We start from the raw sequence: 21,574 nt of genomic DNA, 5'->3' as shown, positions 1-21,574 counted from the left end.
TAAATCCATGAAAGATTTAGTGAACCAACTTGATATTGTCGACCGTACAGGTAAAGCTTTTGTCGCACCGAGTGCGTTAACTCAACGTCGAAAGACGTTGGGTGAAGACGCAATTAAAGCGGTCTTTGAGCGAATGACTACGTCATGGTTAAACAGTGCAAAGTTACCCCAATGGAATGGATTAACGCTGCTTGGCGTCGATGGCGTTGTTTGGCGAACGCCCGATAACCCGCAAAATGAAAAGGCATTTTCTCGACAAAAAGGGACGCAATATCCGCAAGTGAGAATGGTCTGCCAAATGGAACTAAGCAGTCACATTATTACGGCCAGTGCATTTGATAATTACAATACAAACGAAATGATATTAGCTGAAAAACTGATAGAAACAACACCAAACCATAGCGTAACAATGTTCGATAAGGGGTTCTATTCTTTAGGTTTATTACATAAATGGCAAGACTCTGGCTCAGAGCGCCATTGGCTTATCCCCCTCAAGAAAAATACACAATATGACATTGTTCAATCTTTAGGGCGAAATGACAAACTTGTTCAATTACACAGTAATCCAAGAGCTAGAAAGCTATGGCCTGATTTACCAAAGTCGATAACCGCTCGACTTGTCACTCGTAAAATTAAAGGAAAAGACTACCAAGTATTAACCTCCATGACGGACTCCCTGCGTTACCCATCAAAAGATATTGCAGGCCTTTATGAGCATCGTTGGGAAATAGAGCTGGGCTACCGAGAGCAAAAACAATACATGCTTGGAAACCGTCTTACGCTGCGAAGTCGTTTACCAGAGCTGGTCAAGCAGGAGTTATGGGGCATCTTGCTTACTTACAATTTAATCCGATATCAGATGGTCGAGCTCTGCTTCAATTTAAAGGGAAATTACCTTCCTTATCAACTGAGTTTTAACGGCACGTTAGCTCATGTATCAGCGTTACTTGTAGGCTTACCTTATTCAACACCAGGCGCAATACCTCGTCAGCTAAAGGGGTTCCACAACATGGCTGAAAGCTTAATACTTGAAGGGCGAAGGGAAAGGACATTCCCTAGAAGAGTTAAACCCAGACCACAACGGTATGCTAAGAACAAAAATGCCGTTCACTCTTAAGTGAACGGCATTAGGCTCGATAGCCCGTCTTTTTATGGTTCAGATTTGAACTCGTGATTGTTCAGAATTGAATAGCAGGTTAGTAAATCACTTTTACTTTTGACGCGCTCTCAATGGCATCTTCAATCGCTGTTTCTGTGCTGTTACGACGAGTAAGCGCCACACCTAAACGACGGCGACCATCGATATCAGGCTTACCAAACAGGCGAACTTGTGTTTGTGGTGCGTCTAGCGCTTCTGCAAGGCCTTCAAAGCGAATGTTGGTTGAAGTACCTTGACCAAGGATTACGGCAGAGGCACAAGGGCCATACTGAGTAATTGATTTGATCGGCATACCTGTAAATGCGCGTACGTGTAGTGCAAATTCCGATGAGTCTTGAGACATCAGAGTAACCAAGCCAGTATCATGTGGGCGAGGGGATACTTCGTTGAAGATAACGTGATCGCCTTTAACAAACAGCTCGACACCAAAGATACCGTGGCCACCTAGTGCATTAACCACTTGTTCAGCCGTGTATTGCGCGGCTTTAAGTGCGTTGTCTGACATCACTTGTGGCTGCCATGATTCGCGGTAATCACCGTCTTCTTGGCGGTGACCGATAGGCGCACAGAAGTGAACACCGTCGACTGCGCGAACGGTAAGTAGCGTAATTTCGTAATCGAAGTCGATGAAGCCTTCAACGATTACACGACCCGCGCCAGTACGACCGCCTTCTTGTGCGTAGTCCCAAGACTTCTGAATGTCTTCCTCTGTTTTGATAACGCTTTGGCCTTTACCTGAAGAGCTCATTACTGGCTTAACAACGCAAGGCATGCCCACGAATTCAACAGCGGCTGAGAAATCTTCAAAGGTGTCTGCGAAGCGGTAAGGAGAAGTGCTCAGTTTTAGTTCTTCTGCCGCTAGACGACGGATACCTTCGCGGTTCATCGTTAGCTTGGTCGCATTCGCAGTTGGAACGACATTTAAGCCTTGCGCTTCTAGCTCTACCAACTTGCTGGTGGCAATAGCTTCAATTTCAGGAACCACATAATCTGGCTTTTCTAGTTCAATGATCGCTTGAAGTGCATCGCCGTCTAACATGTCTAATACATGGCTACGATGCGCAACTTGCATCGCTGGTGCGTCTGCATAACGGTCACAAGCAATAACTTCCAAACCTAAACGTTGGCACTCGATAGCAACTTCTTTGCCGAGTTCACCTGAACCTAATAGAAGTACACGAGTAGCATTTTCACGAGTAGCAGTACCAAACATAGAAATTCCTTCCGATCTTTTGAACGATTGATTGAAAACTGGGTGATCATACTTATTTCAATGACAAAAGCAAACGTTTGCGCAAGTTGTTGCTTTAATTACAGGCATAAAAAAAGCAGCCCTGTTAAATAGGGCTGCTTATTTAAATTTTTGTTAATCAGATGTACTTAGATTGCTAAGTAAGTCACTGGAATGTCGGGATTAATCGCTTCTAATGTAGATTGCGTATCCGCTAGGTGACTGATGCTACCTTCTGCGATTTCAACCAAAGCAGCACTTTCAATTTGTTCGAAATCGAAGCCAGCCAGTTTAAGTTGAATTAACGCGACTTGCAGAGGTGGTAGGCTCGGGTTGAACGCTGCATTTTCAGCGTAAGCTCCCGTAAAAATTTCACCTGACGTCAGTTGTAGTGAAACACCACTTAGGTTTTTGGTGTAAGGAGCATGGCTGCGGTTTAGTGCTGCTAGCGCTTCTACAACAATAGGCGTTGTTTCTTCGGTCGTGTACTTATGATCAAGCTTTGTCATTAGGCCAGTTGTCACACCTAAATCAGCAGGGCCGAATGAGTCTGGCAGGTATTCTTGCAGAGACATTTCATCACGTTGTGGCAGCTGAACCTTAAGCTCTTTCGCTGTGGTCAGTTCGTTCATGAATTGACGACAGTGACCACAAGGGCTGAAATTGATGGTGATATCAGAGATACCTTGTTCGCCTTTCATCCAAGCGTGGCTGATTGCAGATTGCTCAGCGTGTACTGTTTGGCCAAGTTGAGCACCAGCGATTTCAAGGTTTGCACCAAAATACAGAGTGCCAGATAAACCACGCACGATTGCACCAACATAAAAGTCAGATAACGGAGCGTAAGAATAGGCTGCGGCAAAAGGAAGTAGCGCAATACGTAGCTCGTCATCCGCTAAACCACTTGCTTGCAGTAGGCTAGCAAATTGTTCTGGAGACAATGTCGCGTCAAAGTTGTCTGCTAATACGATGTCACTCAAAAGTGCTTTGATTGCTGTTGGAGCACTTTCCAGCGCCAGGGTAATACGACTGTTCATGTTGAATCCTTAATTGACCTTAGGCTTTAATTCTATGCAATGCTCAGGAATTTTCTGTGACTTTGATCACTAATGTGTTGTTGTTGTTACATTGGTTTGCATAATTAGAGTGAGGTCACAGATGAAATCGATTGCAAGAGTAAAAACTACCATTGATATCGCACTTATTGCTTGAAATTGAGTTTGGTTTGTCACGTATTGATGAATAAATGAGAGAAAAAAGCCCAAGCTATCACTGAAATAATCAGGTTATGCTTGGGCTTATTGATATCTGTAACGCCTAAAAGTCGCGAACCAGTGAGTTTAGCTATTTACCAACTCATCTATTAGAGCGCGTATAAACTGTAATCAAAGTGGTTAAGAATAGAACCAAACCACGAGCGAAAATATACTCGGTGCGATGATTGAGGTAATGACGCCACAAAGCACAAGAGCCAAAGAACTGAATGCTGCATCTTCCTGATTCTTTTCCGCACAAGTCGCGGTGCCTAAAGCGTGAGACACGGTACCCATGGTTAAACCACGGGCGATCGGGCTCTTAATACCAATGAGGTTGTAGATTGGGTAAGCAAAAATTGCCCCAAATAGACCCACAATCAATACCAGTATTGCCGCAATCGCTGCTTCACCACCTAAATGGCTCGATACTTCCATTGCAATTGGCGTGGTGACTGATTTGCCTAACAAGCTCGCAATCAAAGTTAAGTCCGCTTTAAATGCTACTGCGATCACTGCCGTTGTTGTCATCGACATCACACTGCCTAGCGTGCACGCAAAGGTAATGATGCGCCAGTTGGCTCTGATTTGAGGTAGCTGCTCATAAAGTGGGTAAGCAAGTGCAACAACCGCAGGCTGCAGCATGTAGGTAATCCAAGTGTTGTCAGCATAGTAAGTCTCAAACGGTACTCTAAAGAACGTGAGAATCGGAATGATGATACCAATGCTGATAAGCAGGGGGTTACACAGCGGCGAGTTTACTTTTTGACTTACCCAGCGAGCAAATAGGAATACCACGATGGTGAGTAGAATCCACATGATCAGTTACCTCTCGAAAGCAAGCGGTCTAAGAACCATGATAAGGATACTAACACCAATAATGTGCCACCAACGGCGCTCGCCATAATTGGCAATGCGTTCGCGATGAGCATGTCGAAGTGATCCATCAACCCAACACTGATCGGAACAAACAGTAAGATCATTAGGCGGATAATCAAGCTTGCGCCGGGTTGTACCCAGTGCGAAGGAACAATACCAATCACCATGGCGGCAAACAGAATCAACATGCCAAAAATACTGCCAGGGATTGAGGTATCCAAAAAGTGCTGTAACGCGTTACCTGCTGTAAGTGCACCTATGATTAAGGTGAAGGAGATTAAGCAGTAAACCAGTTGGATCAATCTTTCTTTCAAAGTGTTACGTCTCTTGATAATGGAATTAGCTAGCTAACTTTTCTACGTACTGATAAACCGCCTTCAAGATAGCCATTTTCTTCTCGTCGCTTTCATGTTCGTGCGCGAGGTTTTCAAGGTTGAGCATGTACTCTTCTAAACGGCACTCATAAAACTCACGACAATGGTTCGCCCATTTCAATTGCTCAGCTTCGTCGAGCGTCCATGGGAAGTTACGCGCACGGTAACGGAACAGTAACGGTTTAATTCGTTCGTCACTGAAGGTGATATCCAAAGCCGCCAAGTTGTTCGGGTCAGTTTCGCGAATGATGTTCATCGCTGTTTTATCAGCAGGTGAAAAGAAACCGTCGTAAAGGTGTGTATCAACATCATCACTCTTTTCGTACTCGCGCTCTTGTGAATACAGGCCGATCAGTTTTTCGCGGATCTCTGGGTGTTCGCGCAGCAGTGCCAAGTTTTTCAGGCATTGTTGGCGATCGATACCGATGGTTTCAGCATTTTCAGCCGTTAGCGTTTTGGCTGGAGCAAGAATAGGGCACTTGTTTAGCTGAACCAATTTGATGGGTACGGGTAGTTCGTCTTCACCCAGTTCACTGCGTTTGGTATAGAGCCTTTCTCTGAGTTCATCAGCGTCCAGTTCTAACAGTGGGCTTGGATCTTTGGCTAAATCAACCACGATAACCGCATTTTGATTGGTTGGGTGCCAAGCCATAGGCACAATCCAGCTGGTGTAGTTGCAGTCACGGCCAAACATGCCTGAAACGTGCATTAATGGTGTCATGTTTACGATATCAACCAGATCATTCAGCTTACGCTTATGACGCATGTTGTAAAGGTAATCGAACATCTTAGGTTGCGCAGCTTTCAGCTTCTTCGCTAACTCGATGGTCGCAATAACATCGGCCATCGCATCGTGCGCGTTCTCATGTTCAATGCCGTTTGCCACAGATAGGTGTTCCAGTTTGAAGCTTGGATAACCTTCTTCGTTCTCTGGCCAAACAATGCCTTCAGGGCGCAGTGCGTGAACAGCGCGCATTACATCTAATAAATCCCAACGCGAGTTGCCGTTCTGCCAACTCCACGCATATGGGTCGATGAAGTTTCGGTAGCAGGTGTAACGCGTTACCTCGTCATCGAATCGAATACTGTTGTAGCCAAGGCTTGTGGTGTTAGGTTTCGCTAACTCAGCATGGATCTTAGCGATAAACTCTGGCTCAGGGAGACCTTGTGAAGCCGCTTTTTGTGGTGTGATACGGGTGATCAGTGCAGCTTCAGGCGCAGGGAGGTAATCAGCGGGAGGTTGGCAATAGATAACCAGAGGCTCTCCAATAACATTGAAATCTTGGTCGGTACGAACACCCGCAAACTGACTCGGACGGTCTTTTGCTGGGCTAACGCCCCATGTTTCGTAATCGAAAAAGAAGTAGGTTGGCTGATTATCTGAACTCATTAAATTTCCTGAACAGCAAGCGCGGAACGTTTACTGTGGCTGAAGGTTAGTTTTGTTCAGTATCTGATAGTATGCGGTACGCGTGCAACCCAGATCACAAATAAATTGCCGGAAAACGGTGCTTTACTATTCAATCGAGTCAGTGGGGAAGGTTTTGAAACCAATTGAGGCGGTTTCTTAGTTAATACAATCTGTCTATCGTCCGTTTAATCCGATGGAGGCGAGAGTATCAACTGGACTTTCTGCTTCATAGTTAGCTCTCGGTTCTTCAAATCTTTGAATATGGCCTTCCATTCTTGAAAGGTGACCACTATCGGGTTAAAACTGTTTACGGGCTTGGTGACACCGTAACGCACGGTTTCAACTTCAGGTTCGAACGTACCAAACAACTTATCCCAAATGATCAAAACACCGGCGTAGTTCTTATCGATGTATTGCGGGTTTTTGCCGTGATGTACTCGATGATGCGAAGGGGTGTTAAAGATGTATTCAAGTGGTCCCAAGCTTCGTATCCATTGTGTATGGACAAAGAACTGCAAACCTAGATTCAGAAGCACCACAAAGATGACCCATTTAGGGTCAAAACCTATGATGACCAACGGTACCCAGAATAGCCACATCCCAGCAAGTGGGTACATTAAGCTTTGACGGAAAGCCGTACTGAAGTTCATCTGTTCTGAGCTGTGGTGCGCGACGTGTGCTGCCCACATCCAGCGAACACGATGGCTTGCTCTATGGAACCAGTAATAGCAAAAGTCTTGTAACACTATCAATACAACAAAACTCAGCACGCCCATTTCAATGTCCATCAAGCGCCAACCGAACATCCAGAGATACAGCTGCACGACCAATAACCCGGTGAGCAAATCGGAGAGTTGATGCATTCCCGCCAGCGTGAAGTTACACATCACCTCTGAAAGTTTATAGCTGGAGTTATCTGGTAGTCGACCTTGTTTCTGACCGATAAAATACTCAGCCAACATGCACACCACGAACAAGGGCGCTAATACCAACAGTAGCCATTCTGGGTGATTGATTAATGCGTCGATATTCATGTTTTATCCTTGTTGAGACGCCATACGCGTTCTTAGTATCAAGTTTACTTAGACTTGCTCGCCTGAGATTCAATCAGCAGAATTACGTTACCAGCGAGCAAAGTGATCTTCTGTTAGGCCAAGAACACCATCAAGTCGATGTGTCACTCCATTGTTGTCTTCAATCGAGCCAGAAAAGTGACCAATGAACTGACGAAAGTTACTCTTTAACAGCCATAAGTTGAGCTTTTCGCTGCGGTTATTTAAGGGCGTAAAGGTCAGGTTTATACGTCCATCTTGTGATGTTATCTGCCAAGGCAAGTTCGTGTATTGGCGACTGAACGTAAACTGTACCGGGTTAAGCAAGTGTCTGGTTCCATTGACCCATAACACGTTTTCGCAGCCTCCGGTTTCATTCACGCCCGCCGCGAGGTTTAAGCCAATATCTGTGCCATTGGATTGCGTGTTGATACTTGCCCAGCGCCAACTGGTTTCACGTCTCATGTAACCCGCTGAAAAGTCATAACCAGCACGAGCTTGTTCGAGAACGAGTGATTCTCCTTTGATTTGGATGTCGCCGCTGATGCGTAAAGCATTGTGCTTTTGGGTGTAAGTCCAACCTGAATAACCCGTTGGGCTGCACATCGCCAAGGGCAAGCTGTCGGCTTCAGGCTCTAAAGCGATATCGGCCTTGATGAGTTTGGTATTCAAGCAAACTCGCCATTGTCGGTCTTCAATATCAAAGGTGATGCTTTGATCTGCAATGCTTGTCGTGCCGTCAAATGGCGAAGCGGTAACTTGTTTATCAAACCCTAATGGCCTCAACCAAGATGACTCTTCTAGATGGTTGTTTTCAATATCGTACAGATAACAAAATGCCGAGCCCAAGTAGCGAATATCCGCGATAGCGACACCAATAATGTGCGTGTCGGTGACGATGCTGACAAATTGAAATTGTTTGTAGTGGAAGTGCTTCTGCCAAAGATTTGCTTTTGCATCCATCGAGTTTCGATAGTCAAAGTTCTCGATGTTCAGGTGTTTAGGGGGGCCATCGAAATGTCCAATGATCGGCTGACCATTAGAATCAATCAAACTGTGTGGGGCTGGGTTGGTTTTTATCATTGCGATGGTTCACATTAATTTAACAACTAAAGCCATTGTGCGATGAGTAGCGTAGAATTGGGAGGTCATATTCGGACAAGAGCGCGTTACCAATCACGATTTTGTCAGTAGTGTTGTTGAAGCTGAGTAGTCATGTTTATGGGAATGGGCTCGATATAAGGAGAGACGATTGGAGATTATCGCGGAGTATAAGCCGACCGGACATCGGCATCAGTTGGGTACATTAGATATCGCGCTGCTGTTGAATACGCTAGAGCAACGAGGTATCGATATTGAAAGGCTACTCAATGATGTGGGTTTGCCGAACATAGATTGGCGAGACCCGAATGGAAAGCTGACTTACGCTGATAAACTAGCGTTATTTAGCGTGGCGAATCAGAGCTTTCCTCACGATGGCTTAGGGCTTTGGCTGGGGGAACACGCTAGCTTGAGCCACTTTGGTGTGTTGGGTTATGCGCTATCTACCAGTCAAAATGTCGGGGAGGCCATCAAGTCGGGCTTTAAATATCTGCGCCTGAACGGTCCTATTTTCTCGGTTAAATTGTTTCTAGATTCCGAGCATGCAGTGATTCAGATTGAGAACACCTTGGAAGTGGGCGATCTGCTCCCTTTCTGCAGTGAGTATTTCTTAAGTTCCATCGTCTCTTTGTTCAAAGAACTGACTGGTCATGAGCTGGATATTCACACTTTGGCTTTGCCTTATGCTCGTCCCAATTACGCTAAGCTCTATGACGACCGTTTCCAGTGCCCTGTAGTTTTTGAGCAGAGCCATTGTGAATTGCGTTTTGATGCCTCGGTTTTATCACAGACCTTATTGACTCATGATGCCGCGACACTGAAGCGCTATCTTGCGTCTTGCCAGTCGATAGTCGAAACGTTGGACTCTGAGCATCTGCTGACTAATCAGATCAAAACGATCTTTTATCAAACCGCAGGTAGTTTCCCGAATATTGAACAACTCGCGGATGAGTTTGGTTGTAGCTCTCGTACACTCAGGCGAGAGCTAGTGACCCATGAATCCAGTTACCAAATATTGCTTACCGAAGTTCGAGTGGAGCTGGCCAAAGAGCTATTACTCGGCACAACCATGAGCATTGATGACATCGGTGAAAGGCTCGGTTATAGCGACCCTGCAAATTTCAGAAGGGCGTTTAAAGGTTGGCTCAATAAAACGCCCGCTCAGTTTCGTGATGGTTTAAGTTAAGGCGTTACTTGCTAAAGAACTGCTCCCTGAAATCGGTGACTTGCTGCTGATAGTAACTGTCCCAATCTTGTTGAGTCCAAGTGGCATAACTTGATGAACGTTGAGAGCCTAAGGTCGCTTTGAGCTGATCCAGTTGCACGTGATAACTCATCACGGTTTGTTGCTGTTGTGCGACTTGTTGTTCTCGCGCGGCAATGTTGCTGGCCTGCGCTTCATCTAAGTAGGCATCTTGAAGGTCGGCTTTGACTGATGCTACTTCAGCAGGGCTATAGCTGCTGGGTATCAAAGATACTGCCAGTTCATATTTTTGAAGCTGTGTTTCGGCGTTTAACGTGCCCGTATTGTTTTGCCATTCACTAAGCAAATCTTGATAGTTGGCCAAAAACTGGCTCGCTTCGTTCTCTTCAAGGGTGTTGGCGTCAAGCGTAAAATCCAGATGAGCAAACTGGTCAGCGAATAGCTGGTGGGCCAACTCTCCCCATACTTGCTGTGCAGATTGCTTGAATAAGGCAACACGATCTTCAAGAGTCTCTATGGATTCAAGTGGGATAGTGCTTTGTGTTAATTGCCAGTCAGCCGATAGCTGCGGATAGTCGCTCAGTAATTCAAACCATATACTCGGCAATTCTGATTTCAATCGTGCTAGTTGCTCAGTGCAGTCATCACGTTGTTGGCAAAGCTTCCAGAACCCATCGAGTTCATCGAACAAAGCCTTGCCTTCAAGCTCACTCAAGTTTTCAGCAAGAATTTTACCGTCCAGTGCTCCAGCTTGGGCTTGATTGCTGTGCGATGCGGATTTTTCCGAACTAGCGGTTGCAGTAGGCGTGGAATTATCGTCATTAGTTGTCGTAGAAACACGCGGCTTAGGTTCTGTGTGTTGAGCAGAAGATAGCGCTGTTTCGTTCGTTTTTGATGACCACGAATAGCCAATAATGCTCGCCGTTAAGACGAGCATTAGGGTTAATATAACTCGATGCATTATGCGTTCACCGAGTTACTTAATGACGGCGCTAACAGGGAAGTGGTCTGAAAGGTTGTAGTGCTTCCATAACTCACTGCTTGTTGATCTTGGGACATCCACACGATTGTCGTTATGAGCTTTGGCGGCATATTCCGAGCTCACTACCACATAATCGAGATACTCAACGTTTTCACCACCCGACATAGGTTCACCCGCAAAGTTGTTGATGCGTGGGTCAAAGGTAGAAGCGGTGTAACCTGAGTAGGTTGGTTCGTCAGCTTGCAGGTTAGCGAACATCTGTTGGTAGTCGTCTGGGAACTTGAGCTTGTTCACGTTGAAGTCACCGCTGTAAACCACAGTTTCTGATGCCGGGATATTCAGAGACTGCGCCAGTGCACGCATCTGCTTGAATTGACGTTGTCGGTAATCACGAGCGGTGTCCGTATCGAATGATGCCGTGTGGGTACCGAAAACATGGTAAGCCTGACCATTCTTGATAACTTCCGCGTAGTTAACACCTTTATCAGCAAAGCAATCTGTGCCCGTGCAATCAGGGAAAACATACTGCGCTTCATTAACGATAGGATAGCGGCTGACAATGATCACACCACCGTCGTATATGTTAATCCCATCTTTATCGAGCATTTTAGTTTGATAAGGATACTCTTTCGCAAGCTCACGCAAGAACTCATCTCTGCCGTTAGCAAACACCTCTTGAAGCGCCAACACGTCATAGCCCTTTACATATTGAGGGAGTAGGTCATAGCGGTCACCAATATGTGAAGCGATGGCAGGCAGCGCCCAGATGTTGTAAGTCATGACCTTGAGTGTATTGGCATCCGGCTCTGGTTGCTCATCCACTTTTGGTGGGGTGATGGTGTAATAAATATCATCATAGCGCGCTGTAGAATCGGCTTTGAGGGCTAGCTCTGCATTGACCCCGAACGCATCGGTTGTGCTGCGATGAATATTACGATCGTCATGCAATGTTAGGTTGACGTCTGCGGCACTCAAACCATGTTGCAGTGTCGAGTTATACCAATGTCCCTTCATGGTTTGGTTGAGCGTGACACTTTCGCCCACAGCGTTTGATACCACAGTGTCAAACTCATAGGTCTTCCCAGATTTCACACCAGTCCAGCGGTTGAAACTTATCAGCTTCTTCGTCTCCCAAGGACCAATCTGTTCAACATGCTGTTGCCACTCATCACCGAGTTGAAGCAGGTCGGTACCTGTGTGATTGGTTTGAATCGTCATTACTTGGCTGGTGTTATTGGTTAGGTACACATCGGTATCTGCAATAGCCGAGGTTGAAATGAATGAAGCTGATGCAAGTATTGCACTCAGGCAAGTCCATTGAGTTTTCATTTTCACGTTATCCTTACTGATTGGTTTAAAGAATAACGTAGTAAAGAGTTATGACATTGGAGTTATAAATCTATGGCATTTATTCAAATATGAGATATATGCCAAGGTTTTATAAAATTGATTAACCATTGAAAATTAACATATTGTCTTATCGGAATGATAAGTGGTACGCGCGCGAATAATAGGGTCAGTTAATGCTTTCGAGTCGGTGGAACAGCCAATATTGGCGTGCTTAAGTGAAAACTGTGTGTCGCGGTAAAGTGGAGGTTGTGAGCAACAAGAAGGGAATATGGACACAGCTTAGAGCTATCAGCATAAATTTTGCGATTGTTCTGTAATTTACTCTTGTTCAGTAAACAGAAACCTCAAAAACAGGTATGATAGTGCCGTTTTTAATCCTGAACTGGGAAAGTCATGGCAAAGTTAACACTCCAAGAGCAGATGCTTAAAGCTGGCTTGGTAAATGAGAAAAAATTAAAGAAGGCGAAGAAAGGCTCTAAAAAGTCTCGCGTTCAGTCTCGTGAAGCAAAAGCGGCAGCTGAAGAAACTAAACTGGCGCAGCAAGCGAAAGACAAAGAGCTAAACCAACAGTTGAAAGAACAACAGTTGAGCAAAGAAATTAAAGCTCAAGTGAAGCAACTGATTGAGATGAACAAGATCGAACAGAAGAACGGTGAGATCAAATACAACTTCACCGACGGTACGCTAGTTAAATATCTTTACGTAGAAGAGCTGACTCAAAAGCAACTAAGTAAAGGCATTCTAAGTATTGCTCGTCAAGGCGAGAGCTATGTTGTTATTCCAACAGCAGTAGCGAACAAGATTGCTATGCGCGACGAAGAATCTATCGTTGATACGCAGGCAGGTAGCACAGACGAAGTAGACGAAGATGACCCGTACAAAGACTTCGTGATCCCAGATGATCTAATGTGGTAATCCGTTTTACCTAGCTCCATTTTAATGGTTAGCTAAGTTTACAGGATCTAAGAATGCAGCGAACAATCACTCGATTGGCGCTGCATTTTTTTTGGCGCGAAATGACTTCAACAAATCTTGAATAAAGCTTAGTGTTCTGACATGCCGTAAACAAGGCTATCATTGGCACTTGCATGATCGATAAAATCGGTATTAACGCGCTGTTCGTGTTGGTCATAGCCATCGAAGTAACAGTCGCCAATTTCATTGCGCGGGCAAACGTGAATGTGGTCTTTGATGACCAGTTCGGTAGAGCAGCATGGGCAGTGTTTTACATGTCCAGTGAGTACCGTAGATCGATTTGGTTTCATACATCCTCCTGATAGGCACTGTAATCTGATTGCCTATTTGCACCCTAAGTTACGCAAATTAGTGTGTCGTTATGATTTCATTTTTAAGTCAATGAAAAACGATTCGTAGAGTGAATGTTTAGGTATTAATGTAAATGTAAGAGCAAGAAAAAATAAAAGAACTAGGACGAGTAGGCTTGAAAGTAGATCGGCCATATAGTCGACTTTCACTGGTATCACATTCAGCCGAAGAGGTTGAAGTAGAGCTCGCTACGACGAATATGTTGGCCAGATGAAACCAACAAGCCCTAGTGAGCTGTGCATCATTTTATCGACTTAAGCTTTCAAAGTAATTCTGAACAAATTTAACGAACACTTGGTGTTTCTTTGCCGGATAAATAACTTGCGGATAGAACAGATAAATGCTGTTGCCTTGTTGCAGACATTCATCAGGCAGCACTCGCTCTAATTCTCCCAGTTCGACCTCTTTGGCAACGTAGTAACTTGCAATACGGATGATGCCACTGCCTGCCATAGCTTGTTGCTTAAGCAGGTGGTTGTCATTACTTGAAAGCCAGCCGGACACATCAATATTTACCGATTTTAAAGGCCACTCGGTTTGGTGCAGAGTTGCTAAGCATTGATGATCACTTAAGTCACTCACATTGGTAGGGCGACCAAATTGGTTAAGATAACCGGGAGTCGCGACTAAATCATGTTGATAGCTAATCAAGTGTTTCGCCACCATGTTGTCAGGTGGCGTATTGGTGGCACGAAACGCGATATCGATATCATCTTGATTGAGATTAAAGTTGGTGTAGCTACTGTTTATCTCGAAACGAATCTCAGGGTATTGCTGCCTAAACTGTTGGCAGATATCGAATAGATATACCTCAGTAAACATCTTTGGCGCAGTGAGGCGTAATAGGCCTTTAACGATGTCGTGTTGCTCAGAAACACTGCGTTCAAGCTGTAAGACTTGCGAGCGAATCGTTAAGCCTTGTTGTAACGCGCGTTCGCCTTCTTGGGTTAAACGAACACTGCGAGTGGTTCTGACCAAAAGCGGGCACTGTAAATCGTTCTCTAAACGTTTGATCTGTTCAGAAAGGTAGCTCTTAGAGATACCGAGCCTTTCGGCTGCCTTGGTAAAGTTGAGTTGCTGAGCAAGTTCTACAAACAGGATCAGTCGTTCTATTCTTTTGTGTTCGTTCATTCGCGCGTTCCTACCAATCTATTGTTCGTCATATCAAACAATCATTTCGCAACTAGCATATTCTGTTTTTTAAAAAGAACAATATGATAGAGGCATATTTCTGGTCAGCAAATCTTCTAAGCGAGAATCGATATGACGAACAGCACTGAATCTACAAACAAAACGAATGACAAAAAACGTATTCCATTATCAAATTATCTACCGAATGTTGGGCGAATTGCCTATGGCTGCATGGGATTAGGTGGTGGCTGGAATGATAATCCAGTGACGAGTGCGGATGTTGCTCAAACACGAAGCGTAATCGGCACCGCACTAGAATCGGGCATTAACTTATTCGACCATGCGGATATCTATACCTTCAGCAAAGCTGAGCAAGCCTTTGGTCAAGCATTACAACAAGCGCCTGATCTGCGTGAACAGATGTTCATTCAATCTAAGTGTGGGATTCGTTTTGAAGGCGAGGGCAATGTTGGTCGTTATGATTTCTCGGCTGATTGGGTAGGCCAATCGGTAGACGGTATTCTCAATCGATTGAATACTGAAAAGCTTGATGTGCTGTTATTGCACCGCCCTGATCCTTTGATGGAACTCGATGAGCTAGCAAGAACGTTAGAGAACTTAAAAGCGCAAGGTAAGGTCGATTATTTTGGTGTGTCGAACATGAACAGCCATCAAATTCAGTACCTGCAATCTGCGCTTGGGCAACCCATCGTCGCGAATCAAGTTGAGATGAGCTTAGCCAAATTGGATTGGTTGAATGATGGGGTGATGATTAACTCGCAAGGGCACCATCAATCAGACTTCGCCGCAGGCACTCTTGAACATTGCCAATTGAATAACATCCAACTGCAAGCTTGGGGCTGTTTGGCACAAGGCCGATTTGCTGAGCAAGGTTTGTATTCAGAACATGAAAACGTGAAAAAGACAGCGCACTACGTGGCTCAGTTAGCGAACCAATATGGCGTAGAAAGTGAAGCGATTGTGTTGGCATTTTTGCTTCGTCACCCTGCTCGTATCCAACCTGTAATTGGCACCACAAATCTAGAGCGAATCAAAGCTTCGGCAGTCGCGACTCAGATAAACCTGTCTCGTGAAGAGTGGTACAACCTATACGTGTACTCACGTGGTCAAGCACTGCCATAAGGAATGAATATGTTGAATCAAAAGATCGCGCAACAACTGGTGTCTAACGCTCTAGACATTGCTGAGCGTAATCAACAAGCAATCGCGGTGAGCGTGTGTGATACGCACGGTGAGTTACTGGCGTTTATTCGCATGGATAATGTGAGTGTTCAAGCCGGATTGTTAGCACAGAACAAAGCTTATACATCTGCAAGAGATAGACAACCAAGCGGTAACTTAGGTGCTTGGGCGAGAGAAACTGGTAAAGACTTAAGTTACTGGACTGACCCAAAGATCACTGGCTTTAAAGGCGGTGTTCCCATTGAATTAAATGGGCAGGTGATTGGCGCTATTGGTGTCAGCGGATTAAGTGAAGACGACGATGAAGCACTTGCCGAAAAAGTCATTCAACTTGTGTTCTAAGCTGTTGCTCGTGAAGTAATGGAAGTTAGAAGTAACAGATAATAAAAAACCGATGCATGTGCATCGGTTTTTTTGTTTAACGAGACTCAAGTGCTTGAATCAATCGAACCCATTAAGCGTTCGCTTGTTCCAGATCTTGTTGCTTGTCTTTCTTGCCTAATAGGCGGCTTGTGATCGTACCGGCTGTCATAGCACCAGATACGTTAAGCGCCGTACGTGCCATATCGATAAGTGGCTCGATAGAGATAAGCAGTGCTGCAATCGTTACAGGAAGGCCCATAGCAGGAAGTACGATAAGCGCCGCGAACGTTGCACCGCCACCTACGCCAGCAATACCGAATGAGCTCACTGTGATAATAGCAATCAGAGACAGAATGAAGTTGATGTCCATTGGGTCGATGCCAACTGTAGGCGCAACCATGACTGCTAGCATTGCAGGGTAGATACCCGCACAACCGTTTTGACCAATCGTCGCACCGAAAGAGGCAGACAGGTTAGCAATCGCTGGTGGCACGTTTAGCTTAGTGATTTGAGCTTCAACGTTCAGTGGAATTGTTGCTGCAGAACTACGAGACGTGAAAGCGAACGTCAGTACAGGCCAGATCTTTTGGAAATACTCTTTCGGGTTTACACCAACAAAAGAAACCAACACACCGTGTACAACGAACATCAGTAGAATCGCAACGTAAGATGCAACGATGAAACCTAGTAGGCTGAGGATGTCAGAAGCACTTGATGTTGCAACTACCTTCGCCATTAACGCTGCGATGCCGTATGGCGTTAGTGCCATGATCATCTTAACTAAGCGCATAACGATAGATTGTGCCGCTTCAACAAACGTACGGATCGGAGATTCTAGTTCTTCTTTCTCTGCCATCACTTTACGAGCAGCGATGCCCGTTAGCACACCAAAGATAACCACAGCGATGATAGACGTAGAGCGAGCGCCCGTTAGGTCTGCAAATGGGTTAGTCGGAATAAAGCTAATCAGCATTTGTGGAATTGTTAAGTCTGAAACGCTACCGATGCGGCTTTCAAGTGTTGCGATACGTGCTGTTTCGCGAGCGCCTTCTGTTAAACCTTCAGCAGACAGGCCGAATGCTTGCGTTACAACAATACCAACAATCGCAGAAATCGCGGTTGTTGCTAGCAGTACAGAAATGGTGATGCCAGAAATCTTGCCCAGTGAACCGCCTTTTTCAAGCTTCACTACTGCGGCAATCATTGAAACCAATACTAATGGCATGATCACCATTTTCAGTAGGCCGACATAACCACGGCCAACAATATTTACCCAGTCTAGTGTTTCGTTGATGACCGGATTGCCTTCACCAAATAACAGCTGTAGACCAAGACCAAATGCGCTACCAAATACTAAACCGAGTAAAACGAGGCGAGAAAGTGTGTTTTCTTTTTTCTGCTGTCCGTAGAGAAAAAAGAGGATACCAGTGAATACCGCTAAGGCAGCGATAGCTGAAAATGACATTGTTTTTCCTTATGAATAACCTTGAATCGATAGGGCGCTTAGATATATGGGCGCAAATACTGTTAGCTAAAATAGCGACCTGTAACAAAACGTAAAATAAGGAAAAGTAATTTATTAGAACGATTAGTAATATCCACCCAATGGGTTGGATGGATATTCAACATTGTGGTGAATAGGTAGACGTTTTAACGATATTTCGCTAATAAATTAAGCATGTCAGTCGAGGTGTAGATTTCGATACTTTGGAAATTATTTTCGAACAATCGGAATAATATTGCTTTCGCTACATCTTCCGATTGGATAGGGCGTAGGTTTTTGAATTTTCCAAACATTAACGGAGATATTAAAGGGAAGACTCTTTGTAGGAGCTTTTCATCAGTTCTGGGTTCGGCACGTTCACCCACCAGCGGGCCTGGACGAGCGATGAAGAGCTGCTTGAAGCCAATACGTTTTAGGTTTTGCTCCATTTGTCCCTTACAGCGCAGATAGTGTGAATAGGAGTCTGGCGAAGCGCCATAGCTAGAAACGACTGCGACACGTTGAACTCCAAGGAATTTCATCGACTGTGCCACTTGGCTAACCAGTTCTACATCGATCTTTCGCAGCGCTTCTTTTGAACCTGCTTTTTTCTTGGTTGTGCCTAAGCAGATAATGCCTAAGTTGGGCGTCGCTTTGGTGTCGTCCCAACTCGTTACTTGTAGATCGTTGTGGATGAGTGTATCGAGTTTGTTGGAGTGAAATTCTTCACCTAATGCTCTTCGTGACAAAGCATAGATGTGTTCTACAGCGGGCTCGTTAATGAGCAGTCTCAGGACATGATGACCAATTAGCCCTGTCGCACCAGCTATAACAACCGATGTTTTATCTCCATTAATACTCATTCTATTCCTTACTCGCTCTACAAGTGCTTGTTTAATATAAACAGTGTTTGAATTTTAAGCGAACAAAAGTTTCATGAATGAGCGTTAGGAAGATGGGGTTTGATGATGGGCTTTTATACGGAAGGTATGTGCTTAGCTAGGTAAACCTCAATTAAGGTGTTAAAGATAACAAAGCCCGCTGGGCGACGGGCTTGTTATTTGCTTTGCTACTTTGTTGTCTTATTGCTTCGATAGCTATTAGGTGAAGGAGAGTGGGATTTTCCTTACCTTTTTACTGGTTTTCTTACTCGATTTATTTGGTTTTCTTTTACTTGAGTTTGGAATCATTACACCTCCTAAATCGTTGTTCTGTTTTGTCTTTCAATCGATTGTCTTTCTTTGTGTAGCGTCAGTGTTGTGGGCATTCACTGTATGGGTACTTATCAATGGAGAGATTAACAAGTACTTTAGATAAAGCATAAACGATGCCAAAATGTAAGTTGTTGATAAATCTATTATCAGTATTGTAGGTGTTTTAGGGTTCGTCAATTTGATTGTCAATTTGAGAAAAAACCAGTGTGATCTGTTTAAATTAAGAACACTCTCTACGGTTTCTGTTGATTAGGCATAGATACAGCATTGCTTAACACGTAAACTGAGTCGTAATTCACATAGACCAAGGACGTGCTATGAACCTCAAGCTTGATACTCTTGCTCCCACTCAGATTTATCACCTGATGACACAAACCGTTGTTCCTCGCCCGATTGCGTGGGTATTGACGGAATCTTCTGAACAAGAGTACAACCTAGCGCCTTTCTCTTATTTCACGCCTGTTTCCAGCAATCCGCCGTTACTGATGTTATCGGTTGGGAAGAAGCCGTCCGGCGAAATCAAAGATACCACTCGTAATGCCCTAGAAACGGGTAAGCTAGTGATTCACATTGCTTCTTCAAGTTCTGCCGAAACCATGACGGCGACAGCAGCTACCCTTGAACATGGTGATTCGGAAGTCACCGCGAATAACATTGAGCTGGTTGAATTTGAAGGCTTCTCTTTACCGAGAGTGAAAGAGTGCGCGGTCGCTTTTGGCTGCACCTTATACGAAGTAAAAGAGGTTGGAGAGGTGCCACAAAGCCTCATCTTTGCTCAAGTCGAAACCGTGTATATTTCCGAAGAAGTGATCGATAAAGAGAGTGAACGTCTTAAGATTGATGCGTTGGCATTGGACCCTTTGTCTCGCCTTGGTGGCGGTGAATACACGACGCTTTCCAATGTGTTTTCTGTCGCACGCCCTAAGTAACAATCCTTAAGTAGCAGTCCCTAAATCAACGTACCCAGAATAAGCGTTTTTAAAAACTATGTTAGATACCCAATACTCGCAGTACATCCAACACCGAATTGACCAAAAAACCAAGCCACTCGGTGCCCTTGGTTTACTCGAAAAAGTCGCACATCAACTGGCATTGATTCAGAGCCAAGGCAAAGAAGCGGCGGTTGAACACATCGAATTGAATAAGCCAAGTATCATCATTTTTGCTGGCGACCATGGCATTGCTGACGAAGGCGTGAGTATTGCCCCAAGTGCCGTCACACAACAGATGGTGTTGAACTTCTTAAGTGGTGGCGCGGCGATCAATTGTTTCTGTGCGGTGAATAATATCGATATCACGGTAGTCGACACGGGGATATTGTTGCCTGTTGAATCAGACAGTGACATGTTGATCTCTCAGCGCTTGGGTACGCGAACCAATAACTTTGCCAATGAAGCGGCAATGAGTTTAGAAACGGTGGAACGCGGGATTGAACTGGGCACTGAGCTTGTCTCTAGAACCATTTCGAATGGCACCAATATCATCATGTTTGGTGAAATGGGTATCGGAAATACCAGCAGCGCATCAGCGATCTTAAGTGCATTAGCGAATCGTGCTGCAGCGGAGTGTGTTGGCCTAGGCACTGGCATCAACAATGAACAGCTTGCACGTAAAGTGGCTTTGGTTGAGCAAGGTGTCGCGCGTTGCAAAGATTTAGATGCGAAAGAAGTTAAAGAGCTTACAGATCTTAAAAATATTAAAGAGGTACTCGCACAAGTCGGTGGCTATGAAATCGTTCAAATGGTCGGTGGCTTCCTTGGCGCTTACCAAAACAGAACACCAGTGTTGGTCGATGGCTTTATCGTGTCGGTTGCGGCGTATGTCGCGACTTTAATTGAACCAAACTGCCGAGACTATATGATCTTCGCACATCGCTCTGAAGAGTCGGGGCACAAAATTCTTTTAGAACTGCTCGACGCTGAGCCACTGCTCGATCTTGGATTGAGATTAGGTGAAGGCACAGGTGCTGCGCTAGCTATGCCAATCATTCGTGCGGCAGCCGAGTTCTATAACAATATGGCGAGCTTCGAAAGTGCTGGAGTCACGGTTTAATGAGTGATGTACCAGAAAGATCGTTGAAAGATCGAGTCACCCATCAGTGGGAGCTGTTTGCACTGGCGATGGGTTTCTTTTCTCGCTTGCCAATGCCGAAGAATATGCCCTATTCATCAGAGCGAATGAATCGTTCGGGTCGTTACTTTTCAACGGTTGGTTTGTTGCTAGGTGCTCTATGTGGCGGTGTGTTTTTGCTACTTGATGCGGTACTGCCGAGTGCAGTAGCGATTTTCTTGATGATGAGTTTTAGCCTGATGCTCACAGGTGCATTCCATGAAGACGGCTTGACCGATATGGCAGATGGTATTGGTGGCGGCATGACTCTAGAACGCCGCTTGACCATCATGAAAGACAGTCGAATCGGTACTTATGGCTCGTCTGCACTGGTTATGGCTTTGCTTGGCAAGTGGGTGTTGTTGGATGAGCTGGTCAACATGACGGCTCTGTTTATGGTTATCGTGACCAGTTATACCTTTAGCCGTGCGATTGCTGCGTCACTGATTTATGACATGCCTTATGTTAGCGATTTAGATACCAGTAAAAGTAAGCCATTGGCCAATAAGCAAACTAAAGGTGAACTTGTCTTTCTATTGCTTGTTGGCGTTCTGCCTAGCCTGTGGTTTGGTCTTGAATTCGCTTTGGTTTTATCTGTCGTCGCCTATCTGTTCAGAACAGGTTTCAAAAAGTGGTTAATGGCTCGAATTGGTGGCTTTACTGGCGACTGCTTGGGTGCGGCTCAACAGTTAATGGAGTTGCTGACTTACCTTGTATTCATTACTGCATTTTACAATGGCTTTCTATAA

General features: G+C 44.9%; 21 protein-coding genes. 8 read left to right on the top strand and 13 right to left on the bottom strand.

Translation table 11 applies throughout. The features are described from left to right. The coding region (locus AB6E30_RS16245) for an IS4 family transposase (protein ID WP_372104415.1) at positions 1-1,117 on the top strand (1,117 nt) is incomplete at its 5' end. Positions 1,118-1,196: 79 nt separating this feature from the next. Here the strand turns inward: AB6E30_RS16245 and purT are convergent. From purT to AB6E30_RS16210, 7 genes are all read right to left on the bottom strand, one after another. Continuing rightward, positions 1,197-2,372, bottom strand: a complete 1,176-nt coding sequence (gene purT, locus AB6E30_RS16240; protein WP_017069826.1) for a formate-dependent phosphoribosylglycinamide formyltransferase — start codon at positions 2,370-2,372, stop codon at positions 1,197-1,199. Between the two features lie 167 nt (positions 2,373-2,539). Then, complete coding sequence (gene cdd, locus AB6E30_RS16235; protein WP_065676922.1) at positions 2,540-3,427, bottom strand: cytidine deaminase; 888 nt, start codon at positions 3,425-3,427, stop codon at positions 2,540-2,542. A 357-nt stretch (positions 3,428-3,784) separates the two neighbouring features. Then, positions 3,785-4,462, bottom strand: a complete 678-nt coding sequence (locus AB6E30_RS16230) for an LrgB family protein (RefSeq protein ID WP_017059134.1) — start codon at positions 4,460-4,462, stop codon at positions 3,785-3,787. A 2-nt stretch (positions 4,463-4,464) separates the two neighbouring features. Further along, positions 4,465-4,836 carry a CidA/LrgA family protein gene (locus AB6E30_RS16225; RefSeq protein ID WP_004734867.1) on the bottom strand — a complete coding sequence of 124 codons (372 nt, stop codon included), beginning with the start codon at positions 4,834-4,836 and terminating at the stop codon, positions 4,465-4,467. Positions 4,837-4,861: 25 nt separating this feature from the next. Then, positions 4,862-6,286 carry an exodeoxyribonuclease I gene (sbcB, locus tag AB6E30_RS16220; protein WP_017070926.1) on the bottom strand — a complete coding sequence of 475 codons (1,425 nt, stop codon included), beginning with the start codon at positions 6,284-6,286 and terminating at the stop codon, positions 4,862-4,864. 206 nt (positions 6,287-6,492) lie between these two features. Then, entirely contained in the window at positions 6,493-7,341 is an 849-nt protein-coding gene (locus tag AB6E30_RS16215) for a sterol desaturase family protein (protein WP_102398125.1), read from the bottom strand. Between the two features lie 87 nt (positions 7,342-7,428). Then, entirely contained in the window at positions 7,429-8,442 is a 1,014-nt protein-coding gene (locus AB6E30_RS16210; protein WP_102398126.1) for a DUF2804 domain-containing protein, read from the bottom strand. 169 nt (positions 8,443-8,611) lie between these two features. Between AB6E30_RS16210 and AB6E30_RS16205 the strand changes: the two genes are divergently transcribed. Then, positions 8,612-9,646, top strand: coding sequence for an AraC family transcriptional regulator (locus AB6E30_RS16205; protein ID WP_017070923.1), 1,035 nt, complete (start codon positions 8,612-8,614; stop codon positions 9,644-9,646). Positions 9,647-9,650: 4 nt separating this feature from the next. On the opposite strand, the gene AB6E30_RS16200 is transcribed toward AB6E30_RS16205, so the two are convergent. Together AB6E30_RS16200 and AB6E30_RS16195 are read right to left on the bottom strand one after the other, a co-directional pair. Beyond that, positions 9,651-10,601: a chromosome partitioning protein ParA gene (locus AB6E30_RS16200; protein WP_102393870.1), complete on the bottom strand. Its 951-nt coding sequence runs from the start codon at positions 10,599-10,601 to the stop codon at positions 9,651-9,653. 39 nt (positions 10,602-10,640) lie between these two features. Next, entirely contained in the window at positions 10,641-11,975 is a 1,335-nt protein-coding gene (locus AB6E30_RS16195; protein WP_102393871.1) for a sphingomyelin phosphodiesterase, read from the bottom strand. A gap of 414 nt (positions 11,976-12,389) precedes the next feature. On the opposite strand from AB6E30_RS16195, the gene AB6E30_RS16190 reads away from it, so the two are divergent. Next, positions 12,390-12,911 carry a DUF2058 domain-containing protein gene (locus tag AB6E30_RS16190; RefSeq protein WP_010441213.1) on the top strand — a complete coding sequence of 174 codons (522 nt, stop codon included), beginning with the start codon at positions 12,390-12,392 and terminating at the stop codon, positions 12,909-12,911. A gap of 128 nt (positions 12,912-13,039) precedes the next feature. Here the strand turns inward: AB6E30_RS16190 and AB6E30_RS16185 are convergent, their stop codons facing one another. Continuing rightward, complete coding sequence (locus AB6E30_RS16185; RefSeq protein ID WP_102393872.1) at positions 13,040-13,261, bottom strand: hypothetical protein; 222 nt, start codon at positions 13,259-13,261, stop codon at positions 13,040-13,042. 307 nt (positions 13,262-13,568) lie between these two features. Next, complete coding sequence (locus AB6E30_RS16180) at positions 13,569-14,453, bottom strand: LysR family transcriptional regulator (protein ID WP_372104412.1); 885 nt, start codon at positions 14,451-14,453, stop codon at positions 13,569-13,571. A 132-nt stretch (positions 14,454-14,585) separates the two neighbouring features. Here AB6E30_RS16180 and AB6E30_RS16175 point away from each other — a divergent pair, with 132 nt between their 5' ends. Both AB6E30_RS16175 and AB6E30_RS16170 read left to right on the top strand, forming a co-directional pair. Further along, positions 14,586-15,596, top strand: coding sequence for an aldo/keto reductase family oxidoreductase (locus AB6E30_RS16175; RefSeq protein WP_372104409.1), 1,011 nt, complete (start codon positions 14,586-14,588; stop codon positions 15,594-15,596). 9 nt (positions 15,597-15,605) lie between these two features. Next, positions 15,606-15,998 (top strand): heme-binding protein, encoded by a 393-nt coding sequence (locus tag AB6E30_RS16170; protein ID WP_017066157.1) that lies wholly within the window; start codon positions 15,606-15,608, stop codon positions 15,996-15,998. 112 nt (positions 15,999-16,110) lie between these two features. Here AB6E30_RS16170 and AB6E30_RS16165 read toward each other — a convergent pair whose 3' ends face one another. Next, positions 16,111-17,484 carry an L-cystine transporter gene (locus AB6E30_RS16165; RefSeq protein ID WP_048611859.1) on the bottom strand — a complete coding sequence of 458 codons (1,374 nt, stop codon included), beginning with the start codon at positions 17,482-17,484 and terminating at the stop codon, positions 16,111-16,113. 185 nt (positions 17,485-17,669) lie between these two features. Next, on the bottom strand, positions 17,670-18,365 hold the full coding sequence (locus AB6E30_RS16160) for an NAD-dependent epimerase/dehydratase family protein (protein ID WP_017096961.1): 696 nt from the start codon (positions 18,363-18,365) through the stop codon (positions 17,670-17,672). A 668-nt stretch (positions 18,366-19,033) separates the two neighbouring features. Here AB6E30_RS16160 and AB6E30_RS16155 point away from each other — a divergent pair. From AB6E30_RS16155 to AB6E30_RS16145, 3 genes are read left to right on the top strand one after another with little or no spacing between them, the layout of a single operon-like run. Further along, positions 19,034-19,645 (top strand): flavin reductase family protein, encoded by a 612-nt coding sequence (locus AB6E30_RS16155; RefSeq protein ID WP_372104406.1) that lies wholly within the window; start codon positions 19,034-19,036, stop codon positions 19,643-19,645. A 58-nt stretch (positions 19,646-19,703) separates the two neighbouring features. Then, on the top strand, positions 19,704-20,768 hold the full coding sequence (gene cobT, locus AB6E30_RS16150) for a nicotinate-nucleotide--dimethylbenzimidazole phosphoribosyltransferase (protein WP_372104404.1): 1,065 nt from the start codon (positions 19,704-19,706) through the stop codon (positions 20,766-20,768). Beyond that, the gene (locus tag AB6E30_RS16145) at positions 20,768-21,574 is read left to right on the top strand and encodes an adenosylcobinamide-GDP ribazoletransferase (RefSeq protein ID WP_372104401.1); all 807 of its coding nucleotides are present in this window, start codon (positions 20,768-20,770) and stop codon (positions 21,572-21,574) included. The genes cobT and AB6E30_RS16145 overlap by 1 nt, the downstream gene beginning before the upstream one ends.

It is taken from the genome of Vibrio sp. 10N.247.311.12 (genome assembly GCF_041467515.1).
Lineage (GTDB): Bacteria > Pseudomonadota > Gammaproteobacteria > Enterobacterales > Vibrionaceae > Vibrio > Vibrio crassostreae_C.
Note: the sequence above shows the minus strand (reverse complement) of the source record. Positions and strands in the feature narration are given on the sequence as shown.

Coding starts and splice junctions, on each gene's coding strand:
- sbcB (WP_017070926.1), bottom strand. CDS start 6,286: ATGAGTTCAGATAATCAGCCAACCTACTTCTTTTTCGATTACGAAACA.
- AB6E30_RS16170 (WP_017066157.1), top strand. CDS start 15,606: ATGTTGAATCAAAAGATCGCGCAACAACTGGTGTCTAACGCTCTAGAC.
- AB6E30_RS16175 (WP_372104409.1), top strand. CDS start 14,586: ATGACGAACAGCACTGAATCTACAAACAAAACGAATGACAAAAAACGT.
- AB6E30_RS16180 (WP_372104412.1), bottom strand. CDS start 14,453: ATGAACGAACACAAAAGAATAGAACGACTGATCCTGTTTGTAGAACTT.
- AB6E30_RS16155 (WP_372104406.1), top strand. CDS start 19,034: ATGAACCTCAAGCTTGATACTCTTGCTCCCACTCAGATTTATCACCTG.
- AB6E30_RS16230 (WP_017059134.1), bottom strand. CDS start 4,462: ATGTGGATTCTACTCACCATCGTGGTATTCCTATTTGCTCGCTGGGTA.
- AB6E30_RS16195 (WP_102393871.1), bottom strand. CDS start 11,975: ATGAAAACTCAATGGACTTGCCTGAGTGCAATACTTGCATCAGCTTCA.
- cdd (WP_065676922.1), bottom strand. CDS start 3,427: ATGAACAGTCGTATTACCCTGGCGCTGGAAAGTGCTCCAACAGCAATC.
- cobT (WP_372104404.1), top strand. CDS start 19,704: ATGTTAGATACCCAATACTCGCAGTACATCCAACACCGAATTGACCAA.
- AB6E30_RS16200 (WP_102393870.1), bottom strand. CDS start 10,601: ATGCTCGTCTTAACGGCGAGCATTATTGGCTATTCGTGGTCATCAAAA.
- AB6E30_RS16165 (WP_048611859.1), bottom strand. CDS start 17,484: ATGTCATTTTCAGCTATCGCTGCCTTAGCGGTATTCACTGGTATCCTC.
- AB6E30_RS16215 (WP_102398125.1), bottom strand. CDS start 7,341: ATGAATATCGACGCATTAATCAATCACCCAGAATGGCTACTGTTGGTA.
- AB6E30_RS16210 (WP_102398126.1), bottom strand. CDS start 8,442: ATGATAAAAACCAACCCAGCCCCACACAGTTTGATTGATTCTAATGGT.
- AB6E30_RS16190 (WP_010441213.1), top strand. CDS start 12,390: ATGGCAAAGTTAACACTCCAAGAGCAGATGCTTAAAGCTGGCTTGGTA.
- purT (WP_017069826.1), bottom strand. CDS start 2,372: ATGTTTGGTACTGCTACTCGTGAAAATGCTACTCGTGTACTTCTATTA.
- AB6E30_RS16160 (WP_017096961.1), bottom strand. CDS start 18,365: ATGAGTATTAATGGAGATAAAACATCGGTTGTTATAGCTGGTGCGACA.
- AB6E30_RS16185 (WP_102393872.1), bottom strand. CDS start 13,261: ATGAAACCAAATCGATCTACGGTACTCACTGGACATGTAAAACACTGC.
- AB6E30_RS16145 (WP_372104401.1), top strand. CDS start 20,768: ATGAGTGATGTACCAGAAAGATCGTTGAAAGATCGAGTCACCCATCAG.